Origin of the sequence: Exiguobacterium sp., assembly GCF_020832205.1 — a bacterium.
GTDB lineage: Bacteria > Bacillota > Bacilli > Exiguobacteriales > Exiguobacteriaceae > Exiguobacterium.
Map to the genome: position 1 here is coordinate 35,399 of NZ_JAFIFD010000031.1, position 11,711 is coordinate 47,109.

Here is an 11,711-nt window from a genome sequence, read left to right on the forward strand (position 1 = left end):
GAATGAAAAAGGGATGTCAACGCATCCCTCTCATTTATTCACTTTGACCGAGCCGTTTCGTGACGGCCATGACCATTTTCGCCGAGTTGATGGCTGCCGTCTCCAAAAACTCATCGAACGATAAGTTCGCCTCTTCATCGGCACTATCTGAGATCGAACGCGTCACGACGAACGGGACGCCGAACTGATAGCACGTCTGTGCGATCGGTGCCGCCTCCATCTCGACCGCGGCCACTCCTTCGAAATGTCCGAGAATGTCTTGTACGCGTTTCGAGTCGTTGATGAACGAGTCGCCCGTCACAATGAGTCCCGTGTGGACGTTCACGTCATGCAAGCTCTCGATCACTTCTTTACATACATCCATGAGATACTCGTCCGCCGGGTAAGCGGCAGGCATGCCCGGCACTTGTCCGTACTCATAGCCGAACGCCGTCACGTCGACGTCGTGGTGACGGACTTCTGTCGAGACGACGACGTCGCCGACTTTCATTCCTTTTTTGAAACCGCCGGCCGAACCGGTGTTGATGACAACGTCAGGCTTGAACTTGTCAATCAAGAGCGTCGTTCCGATCGCCGCATTCACTTTACCGATGCCCGACTTCAAGATGACGACCTCGACGTTCCCGAGGTAACCTTCATAAAAGTGATAGTTCGCGATTTCTGTGTCTGTCCGTTCTGTCAATTCGTTGCGGAGCAAGTTCACTTCTTCTTCCATCGCCCCGATGATCCCGATTTTCATCATGTTGCCTCCTCAGAAAGAGAGCGACCTCCACATGGATGTCGCTCGTTTGTCCTTACTTGATTTCTTTAATTTCGACGACCATGTCGCCGCCTGGTGTTTGCACGTTCACGACGTCTCCGACCGTACGGCCGAGAACCGCTTTCGCGATTGGTGATTCGTTCGAGATTTTCCCTGTGAACGGGTCGGCCTCGGCGCCACCGACGATTGTGTACGTCTCTTCTTCGTTGTCTGCTTGGATAAAGAACGTCACGGTCTTGCCGATTGCGACCATCGAGTTGTCCGCTGCGTCATCTTGGATGATGACGGCGTTACGGAGCATCTCTTCAAGTTGTGCGATGCGGCCTTCGACCATTGCTTGTTCTTCTTTTGCTGCGTCGTACTCAGCGTTCTCCGACAAATCGCCGAAGTCACGAGCGATTTTAATATTTTCAACGACTTCCTTACGGCGCACCGTCTTCAGTTCGTTCAATTCATTTTCGATCTTCGCTTTTCCGTCTAACGTCATGTAATGTTGTTTTTCAGCCATTTCTGTCACTCCTTCATTGTCTCCTAGTATATTACAGCTAGGGGTAAATTGAAAACGATTTATTTAGTATGTGCGGTTGCGTTCTGTCAGCACCCAGCGGATTTTCGTCACGAGCAGATCGATGGCGACAAAGTTCTCGCCGCCTTCCGGGACGATGATGTCCGCGTAACGCTTCGTCGGCTCACAAAACTGCAAATGCATCGGGCGGACGACGTTCGTATACTGCGCGACGACCGAGTCGATCGAGCGGCCGCGCTCGTTTAAGTCACGTTGCATCCGACGTAAGATTCGGACGTCCGCATCCGTGTCAACGAACACTTTAATATCCATCAAATCACGAAGACGGTCGTCTTCGAGCGCTAAAATCCCTTCGACGATGACGACGTCGACCGGCTCGATCAAAATCGTTTGATCCGAGCGTGTATGGGCCGCATAATCATAGACCGGTTTTTCAATCGCTTGATGCGTCTGCAACTGCTTGATGTGTTCGATCAATAGATCGTTGTCGAAAGCGAACGGATGGTCATAGTTCGTCTTGTACCGTTCCTCCATCGTCATCTCCGATTGATCTTTATAGTACGCGTCTTGCTCGATCATGACGACCGATTGTCCTTTGAACGCATCCACGAGCGCGCGGGCCACGGTCGTCTTGCCTGATCCGGTCCCCCCGGCCACGCCGATAATGACGGGTTTATGTTGCATCAAAGTTAAATCCTCCTCATCGTAATTTACGACTGATTGCTAGGCCATCACCAAGGGGCAAAATTGCAGTATGATAATCGGTCCGTGCCATCAATTGCTCTGTAAATTCTTTCACGAGACGGACGAGCCGGCGACGTCGGCGGTCAAGTACTGACACGTCTTCGAGCAGCACGTCTCCTCGTAAAAATAAATTATCGCTGTAAATCGTACCACCAATTGGTACTAAAGCGCCATACCCATCAAAAAATTTTTGATACTGACCTTTCGCCGCATCGATGAACACCGCGTCAAACGGGCCTTCGATCGACCCGATCAATTCGACAGCATCGCCGTGTACGACGGTGATCCGATGTTTCACGTCGGAACGACCGATGAACGACAGCGCCTCTTCGTGCCGGCGTGCGTTTCGTTCGATCGTGACGATTTCAGCGAACGGCAACAGCTCCGCCATTCGGATCGCCGAATAGCCGATCGCCGTTCCGACTTCAAGGATCCGGGCCGGGCGTTGCATCGCGAGGAGCGACAGCAACACTTCCGACCCGGTCAAGTCCATGATCGGCACGTGATGAACGCGGGCGAACTCCTCCATCTCCGCTAAAAGCGGTGACCGAGGCGTGACCAAATTCTCCACATAACCTTCATAGGATGAATGTTCCACTGTTGACACCTCTTACTCTCTATTCATTCAAACGACCGGAAGCGAAAGCTTCCGGTCGATCCGTCAATTGTTGTTGGCTGCTTCAAACGCTTCCCATTCCGGTCGGTACTGGTTGACGTTTTGTTGATGCGCCTCATACGTCACTTCAAACAATACTTCTCCGTTCGGGAACCCTTCACGTGGAGGACGTGCGTAGAAATAGACGTTCTCCGTGTCGTTCGGGTTGAGCGTCGCGGTGAACGCATCTCGGCTGACCGATGCGATCGGACCGATCGGGATGCCGGCATACTTGTACGTGTTGTAGAGTGAATCGTTTTGGAGGTCATTGAACGATGTGAAAATCGACGTCTCCCCCGTTCCGTACCAGACGGTCGGGTCAGACTGCAGTCTCATGCCGTCAGCAAGACGGTTTTCAAAGACACCGGCAATCTCTTGACGGTCTTCTGTCGAGACGGCTTCTTTCTCAACGACCGAAGCGAGGGCGAGCGTCTCATGGAACGTACGTCCTGCCGCTTCAAGAGCCGCCTTATTCTCGAAATAAAGCTGTTCTGTCGGCTTCAGCATCTCTTCGATGATTTGTGTGAGCGTGACACCTTTGTCAAACTCATACGTCGCCGGGAACAAATACCCTTCGAGCGGATGGTAAATCCCGTCCGCTAGCACTTCGTCGGTCAACATCTCATGTTTAGCCACGAGCGAACGGATATACTCCTCATCGCTTAGCTGAGCTGAAATCTCTTCCTCTGGGAGCTCTGCGACATTCGCAAGCCGTTTAATGACTTGGTCAATCGTGAACCCTTCCGGAATGACGAGCTTGATGTCCGGTACGACGATCACTTTACCCGTTTTCAGTGTGGCAATCAACTCGTCAAGTGACTGTGACGGAGACAACGTATACGTCCCCGCTTGGAACGATGATTCATTTTTAAACCGTGTATAAAGACGGAAAATCGCGCTATTCCTCACGAGCCCATTCTCTTCGAGTAGGTCGCCAATGTAACCTGAGCCGGCACCAAGCGGCACCTCGACTTCGACCGTTTCGGTCGAGGCCGGGTCCACTGGCTCAAGTGACCGCTTCACGAAAGCGTACGATACGGCGGCACCGGTGGCGATGACAAGAAGAAAGACAGCAAGGATGATGACCGTGATTCGACGAACGATCCGGCTTCGTGCACGCTTCTCATCTGGCATCGATGGATAGTTCATGCATGTGTCTCCCCTGTTCTTCTTTTATGAAGATGGGCGACGAGGGTTTCCCCTAGTCGCCCCTCCACGTATTAGTCTAAACCGACTTCGTCGTTGACGATGTCGAACGCTTCCATGACTTCCTCGAAGTCGTCATCGTCTTCGACGAGCTTCAAGATGAACTCGCCATCTTCAAGTTCTTCGATTTCGAATGCGTATACTTCGATTGTGTCTTCATCTTCTGTTTCCGGGTTGCCGACCGGCTCGAGGACGACGAACGTCTTTTTCGAGCGGTCGCTCGTCATACGGAAAATTTCTGCAAATAAATGCTCGTCTCCATTTTCATCTGGAATACGGTACATTTCTTCTTCACGACGGATTTCTGCCATGAGTAATTCCTCCTTATTTCCCGGAACGATCCAGGTAGTTTTGTAAAATCATGACGGCTGCCATCTTATCGATGACGGCCTTTCTCTTTTTACGGCTGACGTCTGCTGAGATGAGCATCCGTTCCGCTTGCATCGTCGTCAGGCGCTCATCGACGAGAATCGTCGGTAAGCCCGTCGCCTCGGTGAGCGCAGCGGCAAACGCCTCTGACGCCTCGCCCCGTGGCCCGATCGTCCCGTTCATGTTCTTCGGGAGACCGACAACGACTTCTAACACATCGTACTGCTCGATGATCGGACGGAGCAGACGGACGGCTTCATCAAAGTCCGGCTCGGTCCAATAGACCGTCTCCACACCTTGCGCCGTCCATCCCATGAGGTCGCTCACAGCGACCCCAATCGTCTTCGAACCGACATCGAGCCCCATGACTCGCTTCATATTAATCCTCTCTACGATCGTTCAAATACGATTTGACCAACTCTTCGAGCAGTTCATCTCGTTCGATTTTGCGAATCAAGTTTCGCGCATCGTTATGACGCGGGATATAGGCAGGGTCACCTGACAACAAGTATCCGACGATTTGATTGATCGGTTGGTAGCCTTTTTCCTCGAGTGCTTTGTACACTGTGATCAGCGTTTCCCGAGTGTTGGCGCGATTATCATCTTCTGGAAAATTGAATTGCATCGTGCGATCCATTTGGCTCACAAGAATCCACCTCTTTCCGTTTGCACTTCACATTCTATTATGCCAGTGATTCGACGTAATGTGAAGCAAACTTCAATGCTTCGTCCAGTTTTGTCGCATCACGGCCTCCGGCTTGCGCCATGTCTGGACGGCCGCCACCGCCACCGCCGCAACGAGTCGCGACTTCCTTGATGAGTTTTCCAGCGTGGAAGCCACGGTCGTTCAAGTCTTTCGTCACACCGGCGACGAGGTTGACTTTATCACCGTTCGCCGAGCCGAGAATGATGACCGCTGAACCGAGTTTTCCTTTCAATTCATCAACCATGCCGCGAAGCGCATCCATGTCTTGGCCGTCGACCCGTTTGGCAATCAATTGAACGCCTTGAATCGTCTCAATCGCATCCGTGAGTGACGCCGCTTCGATATTGGCGAGTTTTGCTTTCAGTGACTCGCTTGCACGTTCCACGTCTTTTAGTTCGGCTTGAAGTGCTTGAACGCGAGCCGGTACTTCGAGCGGTTTTGTCTTGAGCAGTTTAGCCGCTGACTCGAGCGTCTCGATATGTTGGTTCATCACTTCGTACGCGCCAGCTCCTGTGACCGCCTCGATCCGGCGTGTCCCGGCGCCAATGCCTGACTCTGACAAGATTTTGAAAAGACCGATCTCGGCCGTGTTGCCGACGTGGCAACCGCCGCAAAGTTCGACCGAGTCACCGGCCGCGACGACACGGACGACGTCGCCATACTTTTCACCGAAGAGCGCCATCGCACCTTTCGCTTTCGCATCGGCGATGTTCATCTCTTCGATATCGACAGCGATCGACGCCCAAATCCGTTCGTTCACTTGGCGCTCGATCGACTGAAGTTCTTCTGCCGTCACTTGACCGAAGTGCGAGAAGTCGAAGCGCAGACGATCTGGCGTGACGAGTGAACCGGCCTGGTTGACGTGTTCACCGAGCGTGTCTTTCAAGGCGCGGTGAAGCAAGTGCGTGGCCGTATGGTTTTTAATGATCGCTTGACGAGACGCTTGGTCGACCGTCGCCGTGACGGCAACTTCCGCTTTGGCAACGCCTGAGACGACCGTGACCGTGTGCAAGTTCTGTCCGTTCGGTGCTTTTGAGACGTCTTTGACGTGAAGGACGAAGTCTGGGCCTTGGATTTGGCCTTTGTCACCGATTTGACCGCCGCTTTCCGCATAGAATGGCGTTTGGTCAAGGATGACTTGCGCTTCTTCACCGGCTCCGACGACATCGACGAGTTCGCCGTCGTGAATCAAGCTGATGATTTTCGCGTCCGTCTCGAGGTGCGTATACCCCGTGAACGTCGACGGGAGTGTGATATCCGCGAGGACGCCTGACTGGATTTGCATCGATTCGACGTCGGCACGCGCCGTGCGGGCACGTTCACGTTGCGCGTTCATCGCTTGTTTGAAGCCGTCCTCGTCGACCGAAAGTTTGTGGTCTTCCGCGTATTCGATCGTCAATTCGAGCGGGAACCCATACGTATCATAGAGACGGAACGCGTCTTCACCGCTGATGACGTTCGAACCGGCCGATTTTTGCGCTTTCGCGACTTCGTTCAAGATGGCAAGGCCGTCATGAAGCGTCTCGTGGAACCGCTCTTCTTCGTTCTTGACGACTTTCTTGATGAAGTCTTTCTTCTCGCGTACTTCTGGATAGAAGTCGACCATGATATCGCCGACGACGTCGACGAGTTCAAACATGAACGGACGCTCGATTCCGAGCATCTTCGCATAGCGAACGGCACGACGGAGCAGACGACGAAGGACGTAGCCGCGGCCTTCGTTCGATGGAAGAGCCCCATCACCGATCGCGAACGATACGGTCCGGATATGGTCGGCGATAACTTTGAACGCCACGTCTTTGCTGTTGTCAGCGCGATACGTTTCGCCGCTGATTTTCTCTGTCTCACGGATGATCGGCATGAACAAGTCCGTGTCGAAGTTCGTCGGCACGTCTTGCATGACGCTTGCCATCCGCTCGAGGCCCATCCCCGTATCAATGTTCTTCCGTGGGAGCTCGGTGTAGTTGCCGTGTCCGTCATGGTTGAATTGACTGAAGACGATGTTCCAGATTTCGAGGTAACGCTCGTTCTCACCGCCCGGATACAGTTCCGGGTCAGTCGGGTCGTCGCCAAACGCAGGTCCGCGGTCGAAGAAGATTTCCGTGTTCGGTCCAGACGGGCCTTCCCCAATTTCCCAGAAGTTTTCTTCGAGCGGGATGATGCGGTCTGCCGGCACGCCGAGTTCGAGCCAGATTTGTTTCGCTTCTTCATCTTCCGGGTGGATCGTCACGGAGAGACGGTCCGGGTCAAGCCCGTACCACTCGTCGCTCGTCAACAGTTCCCAACCCCATTTGATGGCGTCTTCACGGAAGTACTCCCCGACCGAGAAGTTCCCGAGCATCTCGAAGAACGTATGGTGACGCGCCGTCTTCCCGACGTTCTCGATGTCGTTCGTCCGAATCGATTTTTGCGCGTTGACGATGCGCGGGTTCGCTGGAATGACGCGTCCATCAAAATATTTTTTAAGCGTCGCGACGCCGGAGTTGATCCAAAGTAACGTCGGGTCCTCGACCGGTACGAGCGAGGCGCTCGGCTCGACGCTATGCCCTTTTGATTTGAAGAAATCTAAATACATTTGGCGAATCTGTGCGCCAGTTAATGGTTTGAGCTGTTTCATCAACAATTCCTCCTTATTCTGAACGAAACGAAAAAAAGCGATGTCCATCCCTATGGAAAGGGACGAAAGCATCGCTTCGTGGTACCACCCTCGTTCGCACGGCAAAGCCGTGCCTCGAACATCCGATAACGCGGATGAGGCGCCCAGGGTGAGTGGGGACTCCAGACTAGCTTCGGTCGGCCGGCCCCCATCTTCTCGCAGCCTAGGAAGATGTCTCTGATGAGGCGGTGACGACGTACTCGGTTCTTTCATCGTCTTTAATCGTTTCAGTTTTCTATTCGTCATTATCACATGTGTTCATACGTCCGTCAAGACTTACCACCGAGCCGTTCGACGAGTTTCGTCCGTCGTACCGGCTCCTCTTCCCGCGTCGCCGCCTCGAGCGCTCGAACGTCCCCGAACAAGAGCAAGCTCTTCTTCGCCCGGGTGACGGCCGTGTAAATCAAGTTGCGGGATGAACGGAAGCCGCCGGTGAAAAAGACGGGCATGAGCACGATCGGAAACTCGGAGCCTTGCGACTTATGGATCGTGATGGCATAGGCGTGGGTGAACTGGTCCCACTCGCTCCGGTTATATTCGACTTCGGTCTGGTCGAACCGGATGTAAATCTTGTCGACTTTGTCGACGTTCTCTTTCGCGAAAAAGATGTTCGTGATTTCGCCGATGTCGCCGTTGTACACGTTCTCCTCGGCGTTATTGACGAGTTGGAGCACTTTGTCCCCGTTCCGGTACGTCCGGTTGCCATGTTTCACTTCACGGGCGGCCGATTTCGGGTTGAACACGTTTTGCAGCGCTTCGTTCAATCCGTCGATGCCGCAGACGCCGCGATACGTCGGGGCGAGCACTTGAATGTCAAACGGCGAGTAGCCTTTCCGGAGCGCGGCCCCTGCCATCTGACAGATGGCTTGGAGCGCCGTCTCTTGGTTCGCCGTGTAGAAACGGCGGTCCGGGAGTGAGGCGAGCAAGTCATCCGGCATTTGTTTCGCGTTCAGCGAGTGCGCGAGACGCAAGATGCTCGATTCGGACGCCTGGCGATGAACGACGTCGAGACGGACGACCGGAATGCCATCTGTCGCCATCAAGTCGGCGAGCACTTGGCCCGGTCCGACCGACGGGAGCTGGTCCCGGTCACCGACGAACAAGATTTTCATCCCGTTCGGCACGGCACGAAGCAGGCTGCGGAACAAGAAAATGTCGATCATCGACGCCTCATCGACAATCAATACTTTCCCGACGAGCGGGTTCGTGTCATCGACTTGAAACGAACTGCCGTCAAACTTCAACAGACGGTGAATCGTCGACGCCGGCAAGCCCGTCGATTCACTGAGACGCTTCGCGGCCCGGCCGGTCGGTGCGGCGAGGACGAACGGGAACGGTTGATTCGGCACCGGTTCGAGTTTCCAATCGAAGACGTCACTAAGCGCGTGGATGATTCCACGGACGACCGTCGTCTTTCCGGTACCCGGTCCGCCGGTGAGTACCATGAGCGGCGACTTCAACGCGAGCTCGATCGCTTCCCGTTGCTGTTTGGCGTACTCGATCGAGAACATCTCCTCGACGCGGCCGACGGCATCGAAAATCGTCGCCATGTCGACGTCTTCTGTCGTTGACGTCGACATGATGCGGGCGAGTTCTTCTGCTGCCTTTCGTTCGGCCCGGTAGACGCGCGGATGATAGACGACGCCGTCCTCGATGATGATCCGCTCATCGTTCGCGAGCGTCTCAAGCGCCGATACGAGCGCTTCTCCCGGATCACCACCGATGATGCGCGGCATGTCGTTCGCAAGTTGGTCCGCCGTGACGAACAGATGCCCGTTCCCTTGCTCGAGTTCGAGCACGTATAGGACAGCCGCGGCGATGCGTTCCGGGTGAATGCCTTGAATGCCAAAATGCGCGGCGATGGCGTCGGCCGTTTTGAAACCGATGCCTTGAACGTCATACATGAGCGCGTATGGATTTTTTTCAATCGTCTCCATCGCCCGGCCTTCGTACTCTTTATGAATTTTTGAGGCGAGCCGCGGCGTCACATCGAACGGGGCCAAAAACAACAGCAGTTGGTCGACGCCGTACAAGACGTTCAACCGTTCGGTGATGACACGGGCTTGCTTTTCTTTCAATCCGTCCACGTTCGATAGCACGCTCGGGTGTTTGACGATTTGGTCGATGCAGTCGTCACCGAGCGTGTCGGCGATTTTTTGGGCCGTCTTTTGACCGATGCCCGGAAACGAGCCGTTCGTCAAAAAACGGATGGCGGCGCGTTTCGTCATCGGGACGACGCGGCGAATCCAATCCGCCTTCATCTGCTTACCGAACCGTGGATGATCGACGAGGCGTCCATGCGCCTTATACGTCTCGCCTTTCTCGATGCCGACACCGACACCGGCGATGACCATCTCGGTCTCGTCTGTCTCAAAGTTTTTTTCTTTTATACGTACAAGCGCGATCGTATGCGCTTCTTCTTCCGATTGAAACAGGACGCGGATGACTTTTCCTGTCAACTCGTAAGGTGCTGCCATCATGTGAGCCACCCCCAGCTAGTTTTCCATCCCCCATTATAGCCCGATTCGGAAGGTGAGAACAAATGGCCTAGTTGAACACGTTAAGAATCCGCTCCAGTTGATCGAGGTTGACCCGTTCAAGGATGCGAATCAGTTGATCGATATCGACCCGATTCAACAGCCGCTCGAGCTGGTCGATATCGACCGTATTGAACAAGCGTTCGAGCTGTGCCAAATCGACACGTTCCGGCAGCCGTTCGAACCGTTCCAGCTCGCCACTGTTGACGTACCCTTCCAACCGTTCGAGCAGCTCGGTCCGTTCAACCCGGAACAGTTTCTCAAGCGATGGACGCTGCACAAGAAAGACGAGACCAGCAGCTGCGACGTGGACGGTCCAATTGAAGACGACGTGCCCGAGTCTTACCGCCTGGCCGACGAACGGAATGAGCGGGATGAACGACAGTTGCAAGAACACGAGCGCGAGTTGTACATAGGCGTTCGGAACGAAGAACGCCACGATCGCCAACAAAAGCGGCACAAACCAGGCGATTCCGACGTCTCCGAGCGTTCTGATCCAAGACCGGTTTGTCGACAATACCCAATGCATAAAGATCCCGATAACGAAAAACGTCGCGAACAAGAGGAGCAGTGCGGTCGTCGCCCGTTCTGACTCGACGACGACGCGGAACAAGAGATTGTTCGTCCATTCGCCAGAAGCGAGCCGGACATCAATCGCTTCAAACAATCTTCCGAGCATGAACCATTCGATGATGAAGAAGACAAGGACACTGACCAAACTATACATACGCATATGATTTCTCCCCTCTCACATTGATAGTTCATTTCCCGAACACTCGGACGGCTATGCACGTTTTTCAGCGAATCAAACGGGGAACTGTTCGAGTGAACCTACGAAGGAGGAATGACACATGACGAAACGAATCCCGGTCACCGGACTATGTGAGCTCGTACTAGAAGTGACCGATATGGCCGAAGCCGTCGCTTTTTGGCACGGAAAGCTCGGTCTCCCCATCGTCGAACAATGGGTCGGTGACGACGCCGAGCCGAGCAAAGCGCAAGAACAAGCGGATGAGCCGTGGGCGACATGGCTATACGTCGGCGGAAACACCCGTCTCGGTCTTTGGCTGAAACGAAACTTCACGGAAAAAGAAAACACAAACCGGAACCAAGACGTCACCGAATGGGACACGCTCTATGACGAGGGCGGTGCCCACGTCCACTGCGCCTTTTACGTGCCGATGGACTCGTTCGACCAAGCGCTCGACGTGTTGAATTCGTCCGACATCCCGACAAAACTCCGGACGTGGGATGAAGACGAGACCGTCAACGGCAAAGAGCGCTCGGCCTACTTTAAAGACCCGAGCCATAACGTAATTGAGCTGTACACGAAAAACATGGATGAGGCGTACGGGGAGTTCGCCGGTGAGCCGGTGAAGATCACGACGAAGCAGTTGTGAATTCGATGAAAGCCGAGCGAGCCGCATGATAAGATGAGAAAAAATGGAAAAGGTTGTGGCCCATGCAATTTTTCGCTCCATTCATCATGACCTGTCTCGCGCTACTCACCTATGTGCTCTATTTCATGATTGAAGCGTTTCCTTCGCTCGAC

Annotated in this window: 12 protein-coding genes; 1 reads left to right on the forward strand and 11 read right to left on the reverse strand. The window is 54.0% G+C overall.

The genetic code is table 11. The annotated features are described in order from the left end of the window. Positions 1–34: 34 nt before the first annotated feature. The 11 genes from mtnN to JJU47_RS07385 form a co-directional block, all read right to left on the reverse strand. The gene (gene mtnN, locus JJU47_RS07335) at positions 35–739 is read right to left on the reverse strand and encodes a 5'-methylthioadenosine/S-adenosylhomocysteine nucleosidase (RefSeq protein WP_228617715.1); all 705 of its coding nucleotides are present in this window, start codon (positions 737–739) and stop codon (positions 35–37) included. A 55-nt stretch (positions 740–794) separates the two neighbouring features. After that, a complete protein-coding gene (greA, locus tag JJU47_RS07340) occupies positions 795–1,268 on the reverse strand; it encodes a transcription elongation factor GreA (RefSeq protein WP_228617718.1) in 474 nt (157 codons plus the stop codon). 63 nt (positions 1,269–1,331) lie between these two features. Then, positions 1,332–1,970 carry a uridine kinase gene (gene udk, locus JJU47_RS07345; protein WP_228617738.1) on the reverse strand — a complete coding sequence of 213 codons (639 nt, stop codon included), beginning with the start codon at positions 1,968–1,970 and terminating at the stop codon, positions 1,332–1,334. Positions 1,971–1,986: 16 nt separating this feature from the next. Further along, positions 1,987–2,628 (reverse strand): O-methyltransferase, encoded by a 642-nt coding sequence (locus JJU47_RS07350; RefSeq protein WP_228617720.1) that lies wholly within the window; start codon positions 2,626–2,628, stop codon positions 1,987–1,989. Between the two features lie 63 nt (positions 2,629–2,691). Then, on the reverse strand, positions 2,692–3,834 hold the full coding sequence (mltG, locus tag JJU47_RS07355; protein WP_228617723.1) for an endolytic transglycosylase MltG: 1,143 nt from the start codon (positions 3,832–3,834) through the stop codon (positions 2,692–2,694). A 71-nt stretch (positions 3,835–3,905) separates the two neighbouring features. Then, positions 3,906–4,202: a DUF1292 domain-containing protein gene (locus JJU47_RS07360; RefSeq protein ID WP_024369916.1), complete on the reverse strand. Its 297-nt coding sequence runs from the start codon at positions 4,200–4,202 to the stop codon at positions 3,906–3,908. Between the two features lie 13 nt (positions 4,203–4,215). Beyond that, a complete protein-coding gene (gene ruvX / locus JJU47_RS07365; protein WP_228617725.1) occupies positions 4,216–4,638 on the reverse strand; it encodes a Holliday junction resolvase RuvX in 423 nt (140 codons plus the stop codon). A gap of 1 nt (position 4,639) precedes the next feature. Beyond that, positions 4,640–4,906 (reverse strand): IreB family regulatory phosphoprotein, encoded by a 267-nt coding sequence (locus tag JJU47_RS07370; protein ID WP_024369914.1) that lies wholly within the window; start codon positions 4,904–4,906, stop codon positions 4,640–4,642. A 37-nt stretch (positions 4,907–4,943) separates the two neighbouring features. Next, positions 4,944–7,583: an alanine--tRNA ligase gene (alaS, locus tag JJU47_RS07375; protein WP_228617728.1), complete on the reverse strand. Its 2,640-nt coding sequence runs from the start codon at positions 7,581–7,583 to the stop codon at positions 4,944–4,946. Positions 7,584–7,891: 308 nt separating this feature from the next. Further along, positions 7,892–10,102 (reverse strand): SF1B family DNA helicase RecD2, encoded by a 2,211-nt coding sequence (gene recD2, locus JJU47_RS07380; RefSeq protein ID WP_228617730.1) that lies wholly within the window; start codon positions 10,100–10,102, stop codon positions 7,892–7,894. A 67-nt stretch (positions 10,103–10,169) separates the two neighbouring features. Next, on the reverse strand, positions 10,170–10,892 hold the full coding sequence (locus JJU47_RS07385) for a hypothetical protein (RefSeq protein ID WP_228617733.1): 723 nt from the start codon (positions 10,890–10,892) through the stop codon (positions 10,170–10,172). 118 nt (positions 10,893–11,010) lie between these two features. Here JJU47_RS07385 and JJU47_RS07390 point away from each other — a divergent pair, with 118 nt between their 5' ends. Further along, positions 11,011–11,559: a VOC family protein gene (locus JJU47_RS07390; RefSeq protein WP_228617735.1), complete on the forward strand. Its 549-nt coding sequence runs from the start codon at positions 11,011–11,013 to the stop codon at positions 11,557–11,559. Positions 11,560–11,711 lie beyond the last annotated feature (152 nt).

Excerpts from the sequence above, each read along its gene's own strand:
- mtnN (WP_228617715.1), bottom strand. The coding sequence starts at position 739 with ATGAAAATCGGGATCATCGGGGCGATGGAAGAAGAAGTGAACTTGCTC.
- JJU47_RS07360 (WP_024369916.1), bottom strand. The coding sequence starts at position 4,202 with ATGGCAGAAATCCGTCGTGAAGAAGAAATGTACCGTATTCCAGATGAA.
- recD2 (WP_228617730.1), bottom strand. The coding sequence starts at position 10,102 with ATGATGGCAGCACCTTACGAGTTGACAGGAAAAGTCATCCGCGTCCTG.
- JJU47_RS07385 (WP_228617733.1), bottom strand. The coding sequence starts at position 10,892 with ATGCGTATGTATAGTTTGGTCAGTGTCCTTGTCTTCTTCATCATCGAA.
- greA (WP_228617718.1), bottom strand. The coding sequence starts at position 1,268 with ATGGCTGAAAAACAACATTACATGACGTTAGACGGAAAAGCGAAGATC.
- mltG (WP_228617723.1), bottom strand. The coding sequence starts at position 3,834 with ATGAACTATCCATCGATGCCAGATGAGAAGCGTGCACGAAGCCGGATC.
- udk (WP_228617738.1), bottom strand. The coding sequence starts at position 1,970 with ATGCAACATAAACCCGTCATTATCGGCGTGGCCGGGGGGACCGGATCA.
- JJU47_RS07390 (WP_228617735.1), top strand. The coding sequence starts at position 11,011 with ATGACGAAACGAATCCCGGTCACCGGACTATGTGAGCTCGTACTAGAA.
- ruvX (WP_228617725.1), bottom strand. The coding sequence starts at position 4,638 with ATGAAGCGAGTCATGGGGCTCGATGTCGGTTCGAAGACGATTGGGGTC.
- alaS (WP_228617728.1), bottom strand. The coding sequence starts at position 7,583 with ATGAAACAGCTCAAACCATTAACTGGCGCACAGATTCGCCAAATGTAT.